Here is a 20679-nt window from a genome sequence, read left to right as displayed (position 1 = left end):
CCGTAGAATGAATACACACTCCGCCAGTATTTGGATCGAAACAATCACATCGGACGTCGACTCGGTGCGCAATCGCACGCTAGAGGAGCTTTGCGAAAACTTGGATGCCTTGGGATTGCTAGAGGCAGCCTCCGAGCTTGATCGCTTTCGCCGCTCCGCCACCAATCTCTACCATCGCGTTCGATCCCATTTCTTTTTAGCGGCCATCTACCGCTATTACTTGCCAAACTCTTTTCCAGAATCCTCGGCTGGTTTGCTTCCCTACGAAGCCTACCAACACATCTTGGGCCGACGCTTTCCCGAGGCGATCGATCAATTGCTCGCCGTACAGCGACAACAAGGTCCTACGGTCGCGATTGCTAGCGCTTTGGCCCGCGCCTACCACCAACTTGGTATTCAAACGCTTGCGGATCAGGTCAAACGGAGCGTCCGAACCGTTCGGGGCAATCAATGGATGTTTCGGATCGGCCATCCCCACGAACACCCGTTACGATTGAACCAATCGCTGCTCCGAAGTCATTCCAATCAAGGGGACTTTCCGATCTTGACGGAAAAGACCAGCGTCCGAATGGATTTTTCGCACAGCGGCTGGTCCGACATCTTCTTTCTGGGGATGGATTTCCCTGAAGGTGCAAAGGTGCTCAATGCCTCGATCCATCTCGGTGTGTACGGACGGGACTCGCATCCGCAGCCTCCCGTGGAGGCCTACCTTCGCGTGATCGATCGCCCAGTGCTAAGGTTGGTCAGCACCGATCTTGGTGCAGAGGCGGAAATTACGGAGATCGATGAAGTCTTTGATTTTGCCAAAGATTATTTAGGGCTCCTGAAAGGTGCCCTCATCGCATCCGGCGTCGTCCCGCCTGCCATGGAGGGATGCCATCGAAAAATGAGCGAACTCCTCGCGACGCTGATCGGAAAAGAAGGGTTGGGATTGGAGCTGGTCAGTCGCGTGAACAATATCCCGAAAGGATCCCGACTCGCGGTCTCCACCAATCTTCTCGGATGCCTGATCTCTGTATTGATGCGTGCGACGCAACAAGTAGGCCGGTTGACTGGCGAATTGGAAGTCGTGGATCAACGACTGATTACCGCTCGAGCAATCCTCGGAGAATGGCTCGGCGGCTCCGGGGGTGGCTGGCAAGACTCGGGGGGGATTTGGCCTGGCATCAAACGGATCGAGGGAGTCCTCGCCAGCGAAGGGGATCCCGAGTTCGGGATCAGTCGCGGAAGGCTGCTGCCACAGCACACCGTGCTCGGTGCGCAACGGATTTCCCAAGAATCGCTCGATGCGCTCCAGAAGAGCCTGATCCTCGTCTACGGGGGAATGGCTCAAAACGTCGGTCCAATCCTTGAAATGGTTACCGAAAAGTATTTGGTACGAGCCAGCGACGAATGGCGGGCCCGTAACGAGGCGATCGGTATCTATGAACAGATCGTCGAGGCGCTCGAAGCAGGCGACATACGCCGTGTAGCCAGCCTCACCACTCAGAACTTCACCGGGCCCCTGCAGACCATCATCCCGTGGTGCACCAATCGGTTCACCGATCGCATGATCGAACAATGCCGCGAGCGTTGGGGAGATCGCTTCTGGGGCTTTCTCATGCTCGGTGGGATGTCCGGGGGTGGCATGGGATTTTTCTTCGATCCGACTGTCCAAAACGAAGCGAGACCATGGCTGCTTCAAGCACTCGTCGAAACCAAGCGAGCCATGGAAACGCAACTACCTTTCGCGATGGATCCGATCGTTTACGAGTTTTCGATCCAAGAAAAAGGCTCATGGGCCAAATTGCTATCCGGCGATGAAGCCATGATGCCCGATGGTTATTATGCAATCGTTGCACCGAAGTGGATTCGACGTGAGATACGAGACCTCACCCCGCAAGTCCAGCAGGAATTGGGACGTTTGAACCATTTGTGCCGAATGGAAAACGAAAAAGCGAAGTGGCTGCTCGATCGCATCTTGCCTCAACAGAATCAACGCGATGAGTCGGCAGCCGAACTCCGAGAACGATTGCAGTACCATGGCTTTGACCGCGAATTGCATGAGCAAATCCGAACCGATCTCTTGGGGGGCCGCATCGGGCTTTCCGAAAACAGACTTCCCCCGCAATCGATTATCGAAGATGTCTCGCGCGATGACATCATCGACCTTCGAGACATCCCCATTGCTCCATCCGCGTTGATCCGAAGCGGGGAAGGATCGATCGGTGCCAAAGCCATTTTGGAGAACCAGGTCGCCGTGGTAACACTCGCGGCTGGCGTCGGATCCCGTTGGACAGGAGGCGCGGGGGTCGTCAAAGGACTTCATCCCTTTTGCCGATTGGCAGGCGCGCACCGAAGCTTCATCGAAGTGCACCTTGCGAAAAGCAGGCAAACCTCACGTCGATTTGGCGCCAATATTCCGCACGTCTTTACCACGGGATATCTCACGCATGCACCGATGGAACGCCATCTCCGCAACGTCCAAAACTATGACTATCCAGGCCCCGTGCACCTGTCGAGAGGTCTCTCGGTCGGGTTGAGAATGGTCCCCACCCTTCGCGATCTCCAATTCCTGTGGCAAGAAATGGCGCACCAGACGCTGGATGAGCAGCAGCAAAAGGTTCGAGAGAGCGCGCACGCAGCCATCATGGGCTGGGCTCAATCGGTCGGTGAAGGTTCGGATTACACGGACAACATTCCAGAACAGTGCATGCATCCAGTCGGCCATTGGTACGAGATCCCCAACATGCTTCGGAACGGATTGTTGCACCGAATGCTCGTGGAACAGCCAAGCTTGCGATTCCTGCTACTGCACAACATCGACACCCTCGGTGCCAATATCGACCCTCTGGTGCTCAGCAAACACATTGAGTCGAACGCCTGCCTCAGCTTCGAAGTCATTTCACGTCGGGTGGATGACCGAGGTGGTGGACTGGCCATCGTCGATGGCAAGCGTCGCTTGGTCGAAGGTATGGCGATGCCCTCGGATCGGGACGAATTCAAACTCTCCTTCTATTCCTCGATGACGACTTGGATCAGCATCGATCCGCTTCTGCAAGCGTTCGAATTGAAGCGGTCTGATTTGAGCAATTCCGATCGGGTCGAGGAAGCGGTCCGAGTTCTCGGTCAACGCCTTCCCACCTACATCACCATCAAGGATGTTAAGAAGCGATGGGGATTAGGACAAGAAGATGTGTTCCCGGTCTCCCAATTCGAGAAAATTTGGGGAGATATGAGCACCCTTCCGTCGATCGAGTGTGAATACATTGCAGTCCCCGCCGTGCGCGGGCAACAGCTCAAAGACCCAGGGCAACTCGACGGGTGGGTGCGAGATGGTTCCGCCGAAACCATTGAAAGAATGTGCGATTTCTCATAAGGGCGGAACCGAAGTGATCGATTCCTATCCCTTTCGAGTGCAATGCAAGATTTGAAGGAACGCCCCCTCCGGAAGTTGGACGTACCGATTGATCAACCAATTTTCCGCATCGATCGGATGGGGAGCCCCGACATAGCCGCCGTGCCAACGGGGTTCTGCAATTTCCCGTCCCTTGGAGTCGTTGTAATCCTCTTCTTCGATTCGGTGCATCGATTTGTCACTTCGTCGAAAAACGTGAATACTTCCGTTCGAAACCATGGCAACCTGCTCGGTGAGGGGATCGTAACTAAAGGATTCCGATACACCGAATTCCAAATCGGTGAGAGGAGTGCTTGCCCCCGATTCCAAATCGACTTCGATTATTTGAGGCATTCCTCGATCGTCGCGCCACAGACTGAAGATGCGACCCCGCGGAAGATCTGCGACTAGCCAATGCCGAGGGCCTTGGATTCCTGGAAACTTGCGGTGGTCCAGCTGTGTCAATCGCGTGATCTGCACCATCGACTCCCATTGAGAATGAAAGTCTTGCTTCGCAGATTCCGACTGATTCGATTCCTTGAGCAGCTTGCCAAGTTCCGTGTCGGAAGGGAGTTGTGCCAGGAAGATTTCTTGTATCCGTTCTTCCGATCGAGGTGAGCGAAGCACCGTGCCCAGAAAGGCGATTCGATCGTTCCCCACCCAGCATTCCTCGAGGGCTTGCAAGATCCCGTGCCGAGTCGGGGGCCGGCAAACTAGCAAGCTTGCGCACTGCCCGGGAAAGTTCTCCGCTTCCGCCTCGATCGACGAAGCATCCCAAGGGGGAGGAGCAAGTCGTAGCGAACTGAAGCCGACAGTTCGAGGCATATCAGGGGTTAGCGCATCGTTGTAAGTGAAGCTGACGCGGCGGCCGTCGGGACTCCAACTGTGGGCATGGGTTCCTCCGGATAGTTCACCCAAACGGGGGTGCCGCCGAACCACGCGCTGCTCTAGCGGAACGATGCGCGAGGAGGCATGGTTCCAAATCGCTCCGAACCGACGCGCGATGCCGTACGGTCTTTCGGGATTGCAGTTTCTCACACCATGAATGAAGACCGCTTGGTTCTCACGGGGATGGTACGCCGCCGCACCGACACCGGGACCGAATTCGGATTGGGTTTCCGTTTCATAGAGGGTTTCGATCGACCCAGTAGGCAGATGGATCCTTGAAATCGATTGGGTCGAAGCGATTTGCGGGTCGTCATTGCGACCATCGAAGATAGCCCATTGCCTGTCCAGGGAAAGGACTTGCCTCCGATTCAATGTATGGCCAGCAGGTCGATGGGTCAGAAGTCGAATCGAAGCCTTGATCGTTGGGATGGATGACATCGACATGCCCTGAGGCGGTAGGAAGGAAACGGCAAGCTCTCGACACGCCCCCATGGATTGCCAAGAACGGGGGGATCGGCAACGACGAAAGGATCTGTGAGAACTGCGGATTCTGGAGATCGGATTCTGAAGTTCTAATTCTGGAGTACAATGTGGCGATACCATGTGGCTCCGGCGGCGCATGTGGCTCCGGCGGCGGTTGAGCCTTGTCAAGGTGGATTCACCCCGTCGAAGCGTTCCGCCTTCCACGTTTTACTCTTGATTGGATTTTAGGACCATATGAACTCGCCTGCTGCCGATGCGATGGAATCACCCGATGTTGCGCAGGCCGAGCGGTTGCAAGAGGCGATGGGGAAGGTGCGGAGCCAAGTCGCGAATGCCATCGTGGGACAAGATAAAACCGTCGAACAATTGCTGATCGCCATCTTGGCCGGCGGACATTGCTTGCTCGAAGGAGTTCCTGGACTGGCCAAGACCCTCATGGTCCGGTCGCTCGCGCAAGCCATGGAGCTGCAGTTCCAGAGGATCCAGTTCACGCCGGATCTCATGCCGGCCGACATCACCGGAACCGACATCATCCAGCAAGCCGACGATGGTCAACGGCATCTCGTTTTTGAAAAAGGGCCCGTCTTTACGCAGATCCTGCTGGCGGACGAAATCAACCGAACCCCTCCGAAGACGCAAGCCGCGTTGCTCGAAGCGATGCAGGAGCACTCGGTCACCGTCGGGGGAAAGCATTATCAACTGCAAGAACCTTTTTTTGTCCTCGCAACCCAAAATCCCATTGAGCAGGAAGGAACCTACCCCCTCCCCGAAGCACAGCGCGATCGATTTCTCTTTCAAACCATCGTCGATTATCCGACCCGCGATCAAGAAGCCGCGATCATTGATCTGACCACCGGCTCAAAAAGCTCCAAGATCACTCCGGTCGTCAATGGCGAGGACATCATCGCCTTCCAAAAATTGGTTCGGCTCGTCCCGCTGCCCGAGACAGTGAAACAGCTTGTTCTGAACATCGTTCGATCGCTGCGACCCAATGATTCCGACGCTCCCAAATGGGTTCCCGGATTGGTGCAGTGGGGACCGGGGCCGCGAGCAAGTCAGCAGTTGGTGATGGCGAGCAAGGCGCGGGCTCTGTTGTCCGGCCGGTATCATGTCACGACCGAGGATCTGGTCGCGCTCGCCCCGCCTGTTTTGCGCCATCGAATCGTCCCCACTTTTAGCGCTCAGGCGGAGGGGATCACGTCCGATGCCATCATCGCCAAACTACTTGATCAATTGGTCCGTAGATAATCTCGATCGATCTGGACCATGACTGTGAAGAATCCACTGCTGCGATGGCTTACCCCCACGGACATGACACGAGTCGGGTCCCTGCAACTGTTGGCGCGTCAAGTCGTCGAGGGAGTGCGGGGTGGGATTCACCGCTCACGCCATACGGGGGCAAGTGTTGATTTTAAAGAGCACCGTCCTTACGTGACGGGGGACGAGATCCGCTCGATCGATTGGAAGCTCTTCGGAAAGACCGACCGGCTCTACATTCGGCAATACGAAGACGAAACCAATCTTCGTTGCACGATTTGGATCGACCAAAGTGGTTCGATGAACTATGCGGGGCGACGCGCTGCCGGTTTGACCAAGCACGAATATGCGGTCCGGCTCGCTGCCTGCATGGCCTACCTCCTGGTGTCCCAACAAGACGCCGTGGGGGTGGCAACGTTTGAGGCGAAAATCCGGCTATTCCTACCTCCGAAGAATCAACCCGGTCATCTCCACCAAATCATGGAGCTCTTAACGCAATCCACGCCGGGAGGAGAAGCGGATTGGGGACGGGCAACGGAAGAATTTTTGCGTCGCAGCAAACGTCGCGGCCTGGTGATCATTCTCTCCGATACCATCAGCGACGCGGAATCGGTGGTGAAATCCCTGGCGCTGCTGCGGAGCAATCAACAGGAGGTCGTCCTATTCCAAGTCGTCGACGAGGACGAACTGGATTTTCCGTTTCAACAGAGAACGATGTTTCGTTCTCTGGAGCTTGCGACGGACGAACAACTCGTTGAACCTGCGACTATACGTGCTCGCTATCTCGAAAATCTCCATGCACACCAAGAGACGATTCGAACCGGATGCGAACGAAATGGTGTGGACTTGATTTCATTGACCACGGCTCAGTCCTACAGCGAAGCGATTCAGCGGTACCTGGCGAGGCGAAGAGGGGCTCGATGACATTCCTCAATGCAATCTTGGCTTTGGGAGCGACGGCCTTTGTCGTTCCCCTTGTGATCCATCTGCTGTATCGGAGCCGTTACCGAGTGGTCGAGTGGGGGGCGATGCGGTTTCTCCAATCGGCCCGCAGTTCGAACTCCCGACGCTTTCAACTCAAACAGTGGCTTCTTCTCTTGCTCCGATGCCTGATACCAGTCTTTCTAGCATTGGCAATGTCCCGTCCTCTGGTGCAATCCTGGAGTTCAGGAGGCCTTGGAAGCTCCCTTTCCCTCGCGATCCTCTTAGACGACTCGATCTCGATGCAGGCGCTGCGAGAGGACAGTACAACGCGTTGGAACTACGCGCTGAGCCAGATCGAACAGCTTCGTGACGAACTTCCGGAAAACGCCCGCATCGCAGTGGTCCTTGCTGGGTCTCCACCGCGAATCGTCGAAGCGAAAACAAGAGCAGACTTGGCGAATTGGTTGCGAGTTGCTCGCGAAAATCCTTCGATTGCAGGGAACCTCGATACCGAGAATTCCCAATCGTTGGCCCTCGAATGGCTTGGTCGCGAGCAAACCTCCTCCCGATTCATCCTCTTAGCAACAGATTTGGAAGAGAAGGATTGGTCGGGCCGAGAAGAAACATGGACAAGATTCGCAGATCGCCTTTCGGAGCAAATCGTCGCACCGAAGTTTTCGTTGCTTCAGACGGCGGATGCACGGACGGATCCAATCGAGCAGCGATTGCTGGGGAATGGGAGCATTCATCTTCGAGCAACGTCTCCCAAATGGGTAACTCCCAACGAGCCGCTCGAGCTGAAAGCCGTTGTTTTCAACGACAGCCTTGAGCCTCGCAACGACACCTCGATTCGCTTGTTTATCGACGAGAAAGAGATCGAGGAGCAACGTGTGAGTTTGGGTGCGAACAGCCAAACGGAACTCACCTTTCGGTGGACAGCATCCGAAGCAGGCGAGTTCTTGGCCCGTATTGCGATGGAATCGGATGATCGATTGCGATTGGACAACGAGTCCTATCTACCCTTGCGTGTTCTTTCTCCGGTTCGCGTCCTGATGGTCGACGGGGATCGAAAGCCCGAGAAAATGGCGAGCGAAAGCGACTATCTCAAATTGGCGCTCGCCCCGTTCTCGCAGTTGGCGAAAGGGAGATCGGATCCTTTCGAGTGCACGGTCGTCGGGCCAAACGAATGGGGCGATGCGCAATTAAAGAACGCAGAGGTGGTTGTGCTTTGCAACGTACCTGCTCTTACCGAGAGCCAGTCCTCGATCTTGGCCAACTGGGTACAACGGGGGGGAGGCCTCTTGGTTTTCCCAGGAGATCGAACCAATGGCGATGCGTGGAATCGTTTGCCGAGTCTCGAACAAGGTGGTATCCGGAGCACGGAAGTGAAGCCTCGGGTGATTGCCGAGTCGGCGTCTCCAACCGATCCAGGATCCAGCAATTCCGAATCGCCAGTCGCGTCGGAAGGGCAGGTCACCATCGACACGGACAGTTTCTTGTGGAGCAAACTTCGAGAGCTTTCTCGACCCAGCCTCGAATCGCTCCGAGACACGCTGATCGGCGCTTACACGCCGATCACCGATTCCATGCCGAAAGGCTCTCAAGTGGTAGCGAAGCTTAGCAATGGGGACGCGTGGATTATCCGCTCCCCACTCGGAAACGGAACTGTTTTATGGTTTTCGTTTTCCTGTGACCGCTCGGATTCCAACCTACCCTCCCGCGCCGCGTTTGTACCACTGGTGCAACGTATTGTTTCGGATGCAGCGGGACGCGATTCTCGATCGTTCCTCCTCAGTCCGGGCGAACCATGGTCGATTCCCATTCCTCCCCCAACAGAGATGGGTGGGGCTGGACAACCACCCGATGGCACGCGAGAGACCATCACCGTCGTCGATCCATTTTCGGTGAAGAGAGAATCGCAAAGCACCGAGTGGCTCGATACGCGTCAGCAAGGAGTTTACGAGGCGAAGTGGAAGCGAGGGCCCCTCGAATATCGATCTTTGGCAGTTGTCGATTCTCGCGCGCGGGAAACGGAGGCTCAACGCGAATCTCGCTTGATGCCATGGGATTCGAAGTCTGCGAAAGACGGGTTGGAAACAAGAGAGTGGCCCGTTTCCCGATCTGCTTCCGATTATCTGAATGCGATGCGTGCCGACTTTCTCGGCCGTGAGGTATGGAGCTGGTTTTGGATCGCTGCCGTTCTTTGCTTTCTAGCGGAGATGGCGATCGAGCAATCGTACATGACGAAACGGGGAATGAAGGCGAAGGCGATTCATGGAGGGAGCGAGGTGCCATCGCGATGAGATTGGAGTTCACAGGAATAGTTCCCGGTTGGTGGATTGCGGCGCTCGCTTTGCTTGGGGGTGTGTTGATCGCAAGCTGGTATTGGCGCGAAACGAGATGGCTGCAGCGCCCCTGGAGTTTCATCCTTCCCCTGTTACGAGCGATTGCCTTTGCCTTGATGCTCGGAATGCTGGCAGGGCCAACGATTCGATACCAACATATCGACGGGACGCTCGGACGTATCGCTTGGGTTCTGGATCGATCGCGAAGTATGGCGATCCAAGATCCAGATAGGGAACAATCGAGAATCGAACAATTGCGAGCGGCATTGCAATCCAGCGGCAACGGCAATCCTAGCAATGGGGGGCTAGGCACCGGCGTTCTAGCTCGTGTAGCGGAAAGCCATCATCTGCGTCTCTTTACCACGGAAGGTGAAAAGCTTTGGGATTCTCTCCAAGATCGAGAGCCGGTTCCCACGAAGGCCTGGAATGCCGTGGAAGATTCGACCCCGCTGGGAGATGTGTTGCTCTCCCTGCTCTCGTCCAGCGAACAGACCCAAGATACTTCGCAGCCAGATCCCCCGGCTGCTTGGGACGCGATCGTCGTCCTCACCGACGGACAAAGCAATTCGGGGGCTGCGGTCGACGATGTCGTTCGCTCCAGCGGCCGGCGTGTCCCTATCTATTCACTCGGCGTGGGGGACAGGACGGAACCGGTTGATATCGCCGTTTTGGAAGCGACCTTTTCATCTTCGGTGCGAAGCGAAGATCGATTGCGAGGCAGTTTACGAGTGAAAGAAACCTTGCCCGCCGGCACACCTTATCGCGTTGGAGTCGAACACGAAGGAGATGTCGTTTGGAGTCAAGAAGTCATCTCGCAAAATCGGGGAGTCTATGAAGTAACGCTGGATGTACCTGCCGCTCCACTTCTCGCGAGAGCGCAGCAGCTCCATCCCTCTCGATTCGAACAACGGGCTGTACCACTGGATCTCATGGGTTGGGTCGAAACCGAGGCGGTCGAGTTAACACGCGAAAACAACCGATTGGCGTCATCAGCCTGGGGAGTCGTCAAACAGAATTCGGTACTCCTACTCGACCCATTAGGGGGGTGGGAGTCTCGATATCTCCGTAACGCACTCGACCGCGATCCTGCCTGGAAAGTCAACGCGTTTTTGGGGCCGAATGCTTTTCGAGCCGAGTTCTTCCCACGCACCAAACAAGATCTTTTTGAACTGGATCTTCTCATCATGACCATGGAAAGCGCAGGAAGCATTCCAGCTGAAAAACAGACTTGGCTGCGAGATTATGTCGCATACGCAGGAGCCGGACTGATCGTCCTCGACAGCGTCAAAGGATCCGAAACAACTCCCCCCGCATGGCTGCAGGAACTGCTCCCGGTGCAACGAACGGACACTTCGGCGCAGCAATCTGTTCAGAATCTTGATTTGGCTTCAAGCCCACCTGCCAACGTTTTAGGGGATACGCGAGGCGCGATACAGACTTTGAAGCTGACATCGGTCGGTTCGCAACAGCCCGCCTTTCAGTTCGAGTCGGATGGGATCGCAAATCAAAAGCTTTGGAGTCAATTGCAGCCCCCCCACACGTACCGCCATAGAGAACCGAAAGGGGGAGCCGAGGTGATCCTGGAAGGTGTGGTGGATCGGAATCGGTCGATCCCGTTGATAGCGACTCAGAGATTCGGACAAGGGCGTGTGGTTTACTTGGCAACCGATGAAACATGGCGATGGCGCTACGGCGTGTCGGATCTTTACCATCAACGGTTTTGGAATCAGTTGGCGGGCTGGATCATGCGACCTCCTTTCATCGTTCGCGGCGAACGGATTGCGATCGATGCGGGAACACGAGTGGTCCGGCATGGAGAGTCCTTGCAGATTCGCGCCAAAATATTGGGTGACGATGGGACGCCGATCGGATTGGATCGGGTTCTAGCCACGGTGGATGCGAACGGTCAGACCATTGCCGTCGTGGAACTTCAAGCGGTCGAGAATGCAGAGGGCTTTTTTGAGGGAGAGTGGACGATCCCCACTGCTGGTGTCGTTCCGGTCGACGAATCGCTGGTCCCCATCGAAGGGGAATATCGTATTCAACTCGTTCCCGATGGGTTGCCTGAGGAAACAAAGCTCCTCGCAACGTCGGTCTATGTGATGCGTCCTCCTGATCGTGAATGGGAGCGATTGGCTCGCAACGAATCCCTCCTCCAGCGGATGGCCGTGGAGTCAGGTGGCCAGTATCTGGACATCCAACAGAGCGAAGAGCTCGTCGAGCGATTGAAAGCCTACTCGAATGGAAAAGTTCTCGGAGTCACCATTCCCCTTTGGCAAAGTTTCCCTTGGTTCTTCGCAATTTTGATTTTGCTAGCGTCCGAATGGTGGCTGCGAAAACGAGTAGGGCTTGTGTGACATCGGGACTTGAACCGCATCCAAGCAAACATTGTCTTACGAAATTCGGTTGCAAGAATCGTAGTAGCTCGGCTATGGTGATCATCGAAAAACGAAATCGTCCGAATTGGTAGTGAGAAGCGGGAGGCTGGTTATGAATTGCAAACGAATGGTAGCTGCGGTTGCCTTGCTCTGTTGGATGGCTTCTCCGTCGCTGGTCGCGCAGGATTTTCTTAAGCAATTGGAGGAGAAAATCCTCAAACGTCAGGCGGAGGCGAAGGCCAAGGAGTCCGCGGCGAAAGAGAGCAAGCCTGAACAGGGGGCCAGCCCCCTTCAATTGAATCCGCCCGTCGCCATGCCCAAAGAGGATGGTCCCAAAGAAGGTGGGCCTATCGATGACTCCAAGAACGCTTCGAAGGTATCCGAAGAGGAGAATGAATTGCTCCCGCCCCCCCGCGGTGCGAACAGTCCGAAGCGAGCATCCGCCGTCCCACCTCCATTGCCCAAGCCGCAGCAGGCAAATCCGCTGCCCTCCCCTCCTCTATCATCCATTTCTCAGCAACCCCGATCGCAGCAATCCCGTCCACAGCAACCGGGCGGGGGCTATTTGGGGATGACCGTCGAATCCTCGGCGGGAGGTGGCTTTGGTCTGAATGTGGCGCAGGTCACCCCCGATTCGCCTGCGTACAAAGCAGGGTTTCGGCCGGGAGATCGATTGATCGGCGTCGAAGGGGCTGCAGTGGCGACCGTGGAAGACTTTGCGGTTCAGCTTGCCGAATATCCGGCGGGTACTCCCATTCGTTTTTTGGTCGATCGTCGCGGAAAAAACATGAGCTTGGTCGCCGTCTTGATGGATCGCAACATGGCCAACCGCATCCATGGCAATGTCCCTGGTGCGATTCCTTACGAGCCGGTTGCTCCTCAACCTGGCGATGCGTACTTTGGGGTCAATGTTGCAAATATGTCCGAGGCGTTTCGCAAACAGTTTGCCATCGGGGCCTACCGAGGTGCATCGGTGACCGATGTTATATCTGGGTCTCCTGCGGAGCGAGCGGGATTGAGGCCCGGCGACTGCATCGTCTCCATGCGAGGAGAGGAAGTCAAAACGGCCGACAATGTGTACGACCATATTCTCACGGCCAGCCCTGGGGAACTGTTGGAGTTCACCTTCTACCGAGGTGCCATCCTTCAAAGGGGGAGCGCCGTACTGGTTCGAAAGAATGCACCTGAGGTCTCAGGTGAATGGGAAGGGAGCGGTGTTACGGCCGAGATGCTGACCCCCGAATACGTTTCCGCCCTACAACTGGAGTTGGAACGAGTCGCTACCGAGTTATCGACCGCGCAGCAGCGGATCGCGGAGTTGGAATCGAGATTGAGACAGTTGGAACCCCGTCCCTAGCGATTTGTCTTGATACAATGGCGGGATGAATCCCTCCAACCTACCCCACCGCCGTTCGTTTCTTTCCCACATCGCCTCCTCTTCCATCGTGCTGAGCGCTTCCGCAGGGAACTCTTCACTGATGCAGAGGTCTCACGCGGCTCCCATTTTCGCGCCACAGGAGAAGGCTTGGCAGCCTCTCCAGCGGTTCAGCCGGATGACCCAGGAGTGGCTTGTTGATCAGGTCCGTCTAGCCGAAAACGAAGGGAACCGATTGCGCGCCCAAGTTCGCTCCCCTGAGGAGGCTGCGCAGTATGTGGCCAGCTGCCAGGACCGCGCGCGGCAATGCTTCGGTCCCTTGCCCGAAAAGACACCTCTCCATGCCAAAGTCATGAAGGTCACCGAGCGGGACACCTATCGAATCGAGAATGTGATTTTTCAAAGCCGCCCAGGATTTTGGGTCACTGCCAATCTCTATGTTCCGAAGGAGCTGCGAGGGAAGGCGCCCGGAGTCGTCGGTACGTGCGGCCACTCGGCCAATGGCAAAGCCGCAGAAGCCTATCAGTCCTTTGCGCAGGGTTTAGCAAGGCTCGGTTATGTCTCACTCATCTACGATCCGATCGGCCAAGGTGAGCGACTGCAGTATTCCGCACCGGACCGCAAAGCGAAATGGTCTTCCGGTGTCTCCGAACACATCCAGATGGGGAATCAGCAGACGCTCGTCGGCGAGTTCCTCGGGACATGGTTTGCATGGGATGGAATCCGCGCCCTCGATTACTTGCTCACCCGCGAAGAGGTCGACCCCAACCAAGTCGGCGTCACGGGAAACTCCGGAGGAGGTACGCAAACGACTTGGCTCTGCGCCCTGGAGTCGCGTTGGACCATGGCCGCTCCCGCTTGCTTCATCACCACGTTTCGACGCAATGTCGAGAACGAACTGCCCGCTGATACCGAGCAGTGCCCACCAAAGGCCCTCGCACTCCGCATGGACCATTCGGATTTCCTCGCCGCCATGGCTCCGAAGCCGATGGTGATTCTCGCCCAAGAAAAAGACTTCTTCGATGTTCGCGGTGCGGAGGAGGCCTATGATCGGCTCAAGCGGCTTTACACTGCGATGGGGAAACCCGACAACCTGCAATTGGTCATCGGACCGAACTACCACGGCTTCTCTCAAGAAAACCGTGAATCGATGTACCGATTCTTCAACACACAAACCAATCTGGAGGATCGCGATGTGGAATCGGAGATGGTTATCGAGAAGGACGAAACACTCTGGTGCACTCCTCGGGGTTCGGTCGCGGACCTCGATTCCAAAACCGTTTTCTCCTACACGCGAGATATCGCCCAGTCGCAACAACGCGCTAGACACAAGCCGACCGCTAGCGAGCTACCGGAACGTATCCGGACAACGCTGCGAGTTGTCGCTCCGTCAAGCGATCCCGATTACCGCATCTTGCGAAGCGTCGGAAATCGTCTTTATCCTATCAGGCAGTACACGACCTACGCCGTCGATACCGAACCGGGCATTCACACAATTGTGACAATGCTTGCGAATGAAAACTGGATGTCCCGTCCTAGTCAGGATCTCACGGATGTCACCCTCTATGTCTCGCACCGCTCGAGCGATAGCGAACTTCGAGACGACGCGTGGCTCCGTGAACAAGTCCGAACGGCAGGAGGCATGCCCTTTTTCGCATGCGATGTTCGAGGGATCGGAGATTCTCAACCTGACACGTGTGGCGCTAACCAATTCGACAACCCTTATGGTAGCGACTACTTCGGTGCAGCGCATGGTCTCATGCTCGATCGTCCTGTCTTGGGCCAACGAGTGACCGATTGCTTGCACACAATCCAGTGGCTGGAATCGATCGGCACCAAGCGGATCCATCTCATGGGCACTGGCTGGGGGGCGATCGTCGCCGCATTAACGGGAGTTCTAAGTCCCGTTGTGAATCGCGTGACCTTGAAGCATGCATTGGTCTCGTTTCAATCGGTCGCCGAGACCGAAGACTACGATTGGCCTTATGCGCTGCTTCCCGCTGGTATTCTGAAAGCATTTGATCTGCCTGACTGCTACGAAGCCTTGGCAGCGAAAGGGCTTGAGCAAATAGACCCGTGGGGTGCACGCGATGGGAAACGCTAAGGCGTTCCCCTCCCACTCGACATCTTGATGATCTGTTCAGCTTTGTGATAGGCGAACTGCGAACGCCCCGATTGATCGTTGTGGCAATAGGAACGCACGCAATAAGACTGAAACTCGTCGAGAGACATGCGGATGCGCAGCAGAATGACCCCCACTCGCTCCGCTTGCCGTTCATGCTCCAAGGCTGCGACCTTCCATTCCTCAAACGAGTCAAAGAACTCCTGCGGATCCTCGGCAGCATCGCGAAATGATTCGTAGACAGTCTCGTTGGGATACCAAGGAACCGCCGCCACATCGGGTGAATCCATCGTCATTTGGATTTCTTCTTGGTAGCCTTCCTGGTGGTTGCTTTCTTGGTCGCGGTCTTGTTCGCGACTACCGTCTTGGTCACCTTGTTCTTCTCCGTGGGAGTCTTCTTGGTGACTGAAGTTTTGCTGCTGGCCGCTTTCGACTCTTTCTTCTTCGGTCCCACCACTTGTTCATAAAGCTGAATGTATCGAGCGAGCGAGATCCGTTGGACCGTGCGACCTAGCAGTTCTAAGGGGATGTCTTCGAGTTTCTTGAAGCGAATGCAACTCTTTCCCATGTCCAGTTTCTTGCCCGTCTTGGCATACTCCTCTTCAAACCATTTCAATTCGTCGGGGAACATATAGAGGTGCATGAAGTAGATCGCGAGATGATTCTTTTGCGATGCGATACCCCCAAACGGGAGGGGCTGTTTAGGATCGCAGTGATAACCGGCGGTATAGAGTCGGTGCGGGACATAATAGCCGACCATCCCATATTGCATTCCCTCTTCGAACCCAGGATCCAGATGTTCTCGCACCGCTCGCCGCATCGCTTCGATTCCTGCGCGGCGATCGTCCGGTAGGCTGTCGAGATATTCCGCCACAGTGGAAGCTTTGCTTTGCATTGCAAACCTATTATTCTTCTTCTGGATGGAAGCGATGGAGGAAACCGTGAAAGATCGGTACGATCCGCAGTTCGTCGGAAGAACGCTCGTATTTCATCGCTAGCCAACCTGTGCAAAACGAGCCATTCTAGACGATTTCGAAGCCTTTTCGTTGTTCGCGCTGCAAGTGTCCGTTTGCTTCTTTGTCATCCACGAAGTGCTCCGCGGCCGGATCCCATCGGAGCTTTCGTCCCAACCGAATGGAGATATTCGCTAAGTGGCAGGAGGAGACGCTGCGATGCTGACTCTCCACATCGGAGATCGGTTGCTTCCGTGACTCCACACAGTCAAAGAAATTCCCCATGTGGTTGATGATGGCATCCAGTTTTCCGGCGCGAAGGGGGCGATCGTGATTGTCGGCCGAATAAACATTCCAAGCTTCTCGCGGAAGGGGTTCCTCACGCAATCGCTCCACAGGGGCGCCGGTGATCTTACCGCGATTGACGAAGATGCGGCCGCGGTCCCCGGTGAAGAGGATACCGTTTTCCCCTTCGTCGCGCACGGTCATGCGAACTCCATTTTCAAAGAGATAGTCGACGGAGAAATCGATGGGGACGTTGTAACTGTCGGGCTGATTTGCGAACCGCCCCTTCCCATCGATCTCAATTGGATTGGAGCCGATCGCCCACTGAGCGATATCGACATGGTGAGCCCCCCAATCGGTCATCTGTCCACCAGAGTATTCGTACCACCATCGGAACGTGTAATGGCATCGTTCCTCGACATAGGGAACCTCCGGCGCCTGGCCTTGCCAGAGATTCCAGTTGAGGTGGGAGGGGGCTGGGCGAGGCGTGAAGGGGCCGCCAACACCGTTTTTTCCAAGGACGACATCGACCTGTTTCAACTTACCGAGCCGGCCAGCCCGCACCATCTCCACGGCCAAGCGAAAGCGTTCGTCGCTTCGCTGCCATGAACCAACTTGTACCATTCGCCCGGTCTCGCGAACGGCTTTTACCAGTTGCTTTCCTTCGTCGATAGTCAGCGTGAGCGGCTTCTCGCAGTAAACATCTTTACCTGCCCTGCAAGCATCGATCACCATTTTCGTATGCCAGTGATCGGGAGTGCCGATCAATACAACGTCGACATCTTTGCGGGCGAGGAGTTGCTGGTAATCCTCGAAACTGGCTGGGGTGCTGCCAAAGGCCGCCTTGGCTTGATCGCGCACATGGCGATCGACATCGCAAACCGCGACGATGTCACCGTACATTTGGGCTTTATGCGCGATGACACTTCCTTGGTATCGAAGGCCGATCGCACCGACACCTATCCGCTCATTGAGGTAGCGAGGCTTGGGGTGTGCGACCGCCAGGGTGCGAGGAGTAGTGGTCGCGATTGCAGCGGCACTGAGTGTGGCCCCAAGGACCGAACGGCGAGAAAGAGAGGTCATGGTGAGCACAGGGGAAGGCGGGAGAGAACCGTCGAGGATGACGGTTCTCAATATACATGAAAAGGATTGAGGCGACGTCGGAAGTGATTAGCGGCGGCGTTCGCGGTCGCTAAGGGGGCGCCGCATTCGGTTGAGCCGAGGTTTTTTCGTAGCCCCTTGAGCGACCAATCCAAAGCTTTCGGGAGCGGATCCGATTTCTACTTCGTCCCGGATCACGGTCGGCGTGCTCACTTCGCGAGACATGGTCGCGTGGTTATCCGACAGCGGGTCGAGCACCAGCAGTCGATTGATCTTGTGCTCGATCTCGGTCAGCATCTGCCCTTGCCCCTTGGCCACGAACGAAAATGCAATTCCTTCTCGTCCCATCCGTCCGGTCCGGCCGACTCGATGGACATAGTCGCTGCAGTCGTCGGGTAGATCCCAGTTGATGATATGGGAGATTGTCGAGACATCGATCCCCCGTCCAACAACGTCGGTTGCGACCAAGATCTGGACAGAACCTTCCCGCAACTGTTTGAACACCGCGTCGCGTTGCGATTGGTTCATATTCCCGTGAATGGTTGCCAGGCGCAGATGTTTCAGATCCGGAAACTTGTGCAGTTGGCGTTCAAGCTGGTTATGAAGCTTGGCTGTCCCGAGTTTGGTCCGGCAGAAGATGATCGTTTGAGGGGGACGCTCTCGTTCGAGAAGCGCTAGAAGCGTTTCCAGCTTCTTCTCCGGCGCAACGGTCAGATAGCGTTGTTCGATCGTCTCGACGGAAATGTCCTTATTCGAGCAGTCGATGTGGACGGGCTCAAAGAGATAGCGATTCGCCAACTCTTTCACTTCTGCGGCCAACGTCGCGCTGAGTAGAAGCGTTTGACGGTTTTCGGGGCATCTGCGAAGGATCCGTTCAATATCGGGGCGAAATCCGATGTCGAGCATGCGATCGGCTTCGTCGAGGACGACGCACCAGAGGCGTCGCAGATCGAGGGATCCACGCTGGATGTGGTCAATCACACGGCCCGGCGTTCCGACCACCACCTGAACTCCCTCGCGTAGCATACGAGTTTGGCGGTCCAAGTGCTTGCCACCAGCCACCTCGAGGATCGAAGTCGGGCACCCATCGGCCAGCTTGACAAATTCGCCGTGAACTTGGGCAGCCAATTCTCGCGTGGGGACCAGCACCAAGGCTTGGGGAGTGGCACAAGCGCGAAGAGGGTCGAGTTGCTCCAAAATCGGGATGGCAAAAGAGGCTGTTTTACCGGTTCCCGTTCGCGCCTGACCGATCAGATCGTAGCCTTCCATCGCCCAAGGAATGACGCGCGATTGGATGGGTGACGGGCGTTCGTAACCGAGTTTGGCAAGGGCCCTCATCATGATCGGAGATAGTCCGAGCTCTTCAAACGTCTCAGCGATTTTTGATTCCATGCCTCTCAATCCCGGTTGGTGTCGTCCAAAAAAACATTTTACGTTAGAGTTGTGACTAAGATATGCCGCTTTGCTCAGAATCTCATTTTTGTCCGAATCTAATGGAAATTGACCCTTTCGAATCGTCCGACGAAGCTCATCTCTGGAGTTTGAGAGTCTTTCAAAAGCTCGAGACGGCCGGCCGGGGCGAGGGGCCTGGACGATCGGAATTCCCCGACCCGGATTCTCCGTTTTGGTCCATCCCGGTCGCCAGGGAGCTTGCGGAGAACTGGTTGGCCTATTCTCACGATCATGGCCCCTCTGCTCAAGCACCCCATGCGAACCGCGAACTGGAGCTAGCGAGTCAAGAAGACTCGTCCGACCCATCGCCCCTTCAACCAGCGAATTTCGGTGCCCTGGAAAAACTGCTCCGAAAGCTGGCTCAATGGCTTCGGCAGTCCGTTGTCGCTCCTCTGGAAAGCGAAGAAGCGGCCCTCCGCCGCCTGATGGCTGTTCAGAGCGCTGCCGAGCTCTATCTGAAGATTCGACACGGACGATTCACTCGCGCCGAAGGGGCGCTTCTGCAGGTCCCGTTTGCTTCTGGGCATTCCACCGCCATTCGCATGGGAATCGATCTGTTGCTCCAGCAACCTCCGGATGCTTGGACGTCGGCTTCCCTCGCTTTGAGCCCCCTTTTGCAGTACGACGATTGGGATCGCTCGATCGTGTTCCCTCGCGTATTCGATACCGCCAATCCCTCGATCTTGAGCTCGGCACTCGACATCGCCAACCACCTTTTCTCCCAAAAGAAAGTCGAATCTCACCCCGCCCAAGAACGCTACCCATTCTTCGTGAAGCTGCTTGGGGAAATGGTTCAGCGTTTGGGTGTCCTGGAAGAGAATCCGGCCAAGTTCGGGGACTCCGCGGAATCGATTCAACGGATCTTATTCGATTCAGTCTCGCTTTGCGTTTCCCTTTGCCACACCATGTCGGCGATCGGAGACGCCTCATGCATCGGTAAATTGAATCAAGCGCTCGAGCTCAAACATCGACGCATCCGTACCGAAGCTGCCTTTGCCCTCGGTAAACTGGGAGAGCAGCATGGCATCGATGCCCTGATGGAGATGGCGATCGATCCGGCGGTTCGCACTCGAGTCCTTGCGTACGCCGAAGAACTCGGGTGCATCGAAAAGATCGATGAACAATATCGCTCGGTATTAGCTATCGCGGAGTCGCAATTGGCGCAGTGGCTTGCTCAAGTTGAGAACATGGGACTACCGCCCACGAGGATCGAATTGCTTGAACAGCGTACGCTCCCGTGGCCAGGATTCGAGTCGCCGCAGGAATGTTTTCTGTTCCGATTTGGCTACGGCATGCGCGATAGCGAATTCAGCAATGTCGGATTCGCGGGCCCGACCTCCAAAGCTTTTTCGCAGGATCTCGCGAATGTCTCGATGGATGACGCATTCGCCATCTTCGCCGGCTGGGATATCGAACATCCTGAAGTTTACGAAACCCCAGCCAACCGGCTCTCGACTTCCGATGAAGCGACCGTACTGGAGTGGGGACAAGTCCTGCAACCGGATAGGTTCGAAGTCGTGGAGCCTGCGTTCCTAGCTCACTTCTTCGGTAATCGCGTGTTGGTAGGTATGGGTGAAATGGGAGGACGCAAGCAACCGTTTGCGTTCGATGGAAAGGAGCTGGTCACGCTCCCTTCCCTGGCTCCGTCTCTCGATGCGCTCACGCTCACCTATTACCTGTGGCGAGGCCGCGAGTTCTTTCATACGTTTGCCTAGCCGTCTCGGACTCTTGCCGAACGGC

General features: G+C 56.0%; 13 protein-coding genes. 8 read left to right on the top strand and 5 right to left on the bottom strand.

The features are described from left to right. The first annotated feature begins 7 nt into the window (after positions 1 to 7). Complete coding sequence (locus SH467x_RS12470; RefSeq protein WP_482367442.1) at positions 8 to 3358, top strand: UTP--glucose-1-phosphate uridylyltransferase; 3351 nt, start codon at positions 8 to 10, stop codon at positions 3356 to 3358. A gap of 24 nt (positions 3359 to 3382) precedes the next feature. Here the strand turns inward: SH467x_RS12470 and SH467x_RS12465 are convergent, their stop codons facing one another. Then, positions 3383 to 4702 carry a DUF3748 domain-containing protein gene (locus SH467x_RS12465; protein WP_482367441.1) on the bottom strand — a complete coding sequence of 440 codons (1320 nt, stop codon included), beginning with the start codon at positions 4700 to 4702 and terminating at the stop codon, positions 3383 to 3385. A 279-nt stretch (positions 4703 to 4981) separates the two neighbouring features. On the opposite strand from SH467x_RS12465, the gene SH467x_RS12460 reads away from it, so the two are divergent. The 6 genes from SH467x_RS12460 (at position 4982) to SH467x_RS12435 (ending at position 15130) form a co-directional block, all read left to right on the top strand. Then, complete coding sequence (locus SH467x_RS12460) at positions 4982 to 5995, top strand: AAA family ATPase (protein WP_482367440.1); 1014 nt, start codon at positions 4982 to 4984, stop codon at positions 5993 to 5995. Between the two features lie 18 nt (positions 5996 to 6013). After that, a complete protein-coding gene (locus tag SH467x_RS12455; RefSeq protein ID WP_482367439.1) occupies positions 6014 to 6928 on the top strand; it encodes a DUF58 domain-containing protein in 915 nt (304 codons plus the stop codon). After that, complete coding sequence (locus tag SH467x_RS12450; protein ID WP_482367438.1) at positions 6925 to 9231, top strand: BatA domain-containing protein; 2307 nt, start codon at positions 6925 to 6927, stop codon at positions 9229 to 9231. The genes SH467x_RS12455 and SH467x_RS12450 overlap by 4 nt, the downstream gene beginning before the upstream one ends. Continuing rightward, the gene (locus SH467x_RS12445) at positions 9228 to 11630 is read left to right on the top strand and encodes a hypothetical protein (RefSeq protein ID WP_482367437.1); all 2403 of its coding nucleotides are present in this window, start codon (positions 9228 to 9230) and stop codon (positions 11628 to 11630) included. Before SH467x_RS12450 ends, SH467x_RS12445 begins: the two co-directional genes overlap by 4 nt. A 133-nt stretch (positions 11631 to 11763) precedes the next feature. Further along, a complete protein-coding gene (locus SH467x_RS12440; RefSeq protein ID WP_482367436.1) occupies positions 11764 to 13008 on the top strand; it encodes a PDZ domain-containing protein in 1245 nt (414 codons plus the stop codon). A gap of 121 nt (positions 13009 to 13129) precedes the next feature. After that, positions 13130 to 15130 (top strand): alpha/beta hydrolase family protein, encoded by a 2001-nt coding sequence (locus tag SH467x_RS12435; RefSeq protein WP_482367435.1) that lies wholly within the window; start codon positions 13130 to 13132, stop codon positions 15128 to 15130. On the opposite strand, the gene SH467x_RS12430 is transcribed toward SH467x_RS12435, so the two are convergent. The 4 genes from SH467x_RS12430 to SH467x_RS12415 form a co-directional block, all read right to left on the bottom strand. Then, positions 15127 to 15444: a hypothetical protein gene (locus SH467x_RS12430; RefSeq protein ID WP_482367434.1), complete on the bottom strand. Its 318-nt coding sequence runs from the start codon at positions 15442 to 15444 to the stop codon at positions 15127 to 15129. The two genes, SH467x_RS12435 and SH467x_RS12430, sit on opposite strands and share 4 nt — an antisense overlap. Continuing rightward, positions 15441 to 16043, bottom strand: a complete 603-nt coding sequence (locus tag SH467x_RS12425) for a DUF1801 domain-containing protein (protein ID WP_482367433.1) — start codon at positions 16041 to 16043, stop codon at positions 15441 to 15443. Before SH467x_RS12425 ends, SH467x_RS12430 begins: the two co-directional genes overlap by 4 nt. 127 nt (positions 16044 to 16170) lie before the next feature. Beyond that, complete coding sequence (locus SH467x_RS12420; RefSeq protein WP_482367432.1) at positions 16171 to 17469, bottom strand: Gfo/Idh/MocA family protein; 1299 nt, start codon at positions 17467 to 17469, stop codon at positions 16171 to 16173. A gap of 87 nt (positions 17470 to 17556) precedes the next feature. Then, a complete protein-coding gene (locus SH467x_RS12415) occupies positions 17557 to 18879 on the bottom strand; it encodes a DEAD/DEAH box helicase (protein ID WP_482367431.1) in 1323 nt (440 codons plus the stop codon). Positions 18880 to 18980: 101 nt separating this feature from the next. Here SH467x_RS12415 and SH467x_RS12410 point away from each other — a divergent pair, with 101 nt between their 5' ends. Further along, the gene (locus tag SH467x_RS12410) at positions 18981 to 20654 is read left to right on the top strand and encodes a HEAT repeat domain-containing protein (RefSeq protein ID WP_482367430.1); all 1674 of its coding nucleotides are present in this window, start codon (positions 18981 to 18983) and stop codon (positions 20652 to 20654) included. The last annotated feature ends 25 nt before the right edge of the window (positions 20655 to 20679 follow it).

The sequence above is a fragment of the Brakhagea slesvicensis genome (assembly GCF_052161625.1).
In the GTDB taxonomy this organism is placed as follows: domain Bacteria; phylum Planctomycetota; class Planctomycetia; order Pirellulales; family Pirellulaceae; genus JBKCUI01.
The sequence above is the reverse complement of the archived record's forward strand: the minus strand, read 5'-3'. Positions and strand labels throughout refer to the sequence as shown.

Bases quoted from the DNA above. Each gene is read 5' to 3' on its own strand.
- SH467x_RS12430 (WP_482367434.1), bottom strand. From the start codon at position 15,444: ATGACGATGGATTCACCCGATGTGGCGGCGGTTCCTTGGTATCCCAAC.
- SH467x_RS12445 (WP_482367437.1), top strand. From the start codon at position 9,228: ATGAGATTGGAGTTCACAGGAATAGTTCCCGGTTGGTGGATTGCGGCG.
- SH467x_RS12425 (WP_482367433.1), bottom strand. From the start codon at position 16,043: ATGCAAAGCAAAGCTTCCACTGTGGCGGAATATCTCGACAGCCTACCG.
- SH467x_RS12410 (WP_482367430.1), top strand. From the start codon at position 18,981: ATGGAAATTGACCCTTTCGAATCGTCCGACGAAGCTCATCTCTGGAGT.
- SH467x_RS12450 (WP_482367438.1), top strand. From the start codon at position 6,925: ATGACATTCCTCAATGCAATCTTGGCTTTGGGAGCGACGGCCTTTGTC.
- SH467x_RS12440 (WP_482367436.1), top strand. From the start codon at position 11,764: ATGAATTGCAAACGAATGGTAGCTGCGGTTGCCTTGCTCTGTTGGATG.
- SH467x_RS12420 (WP_482367432.1), bottom strand. From the start codon at position 17,469: ATGACCTCTCTTTCTCGCCGTTCGGTCCTTGGGGCCACACTCAGTGCC.
- SH467x_RS12470 (WP_482367442.1), top strand. From the start codon at position 8: ATGAATACACACTCCGCCAGTATTTGGATCGAAACAATCACATCGGAC.
- SH467x_RS12460 (WP_482367440.1), top strand. From the start codon at position 4,982: ATGAACTCGCCTGCTGCCGATGCGATGGAATCACCCGATGTTGCGCAG.
- SH467x_RS12415 (WP_482367431.1), bottom strand. From the start codon at position 18,879: ATGGAATCAAAAATCGCTGAGACGTTTGAAGAGCTCGGACTATCTCCG.
- SH467x_RS12465 (WP_482367441.1), bottom strand. From the start codon at position 4,702: ATGTCATCCATCCCAACGATCAAGGCTTCGATTCGACTTCTGACCCAT.
- SH467x_RS12435 (WP_482367435.1), top strand. From the start codon at position 13,130: ATGCAGAGGTCTCACGCGGCTCCCATTTTCGCGCCACAGGAGAAGGCT.
- SH467x_RS12455 (WP_482367439.1), top strand. From the start codon at position 6,014: ATGACTGTGAAGAATCCACTGCTGCGATGGCTTACCCCCACGGACATG.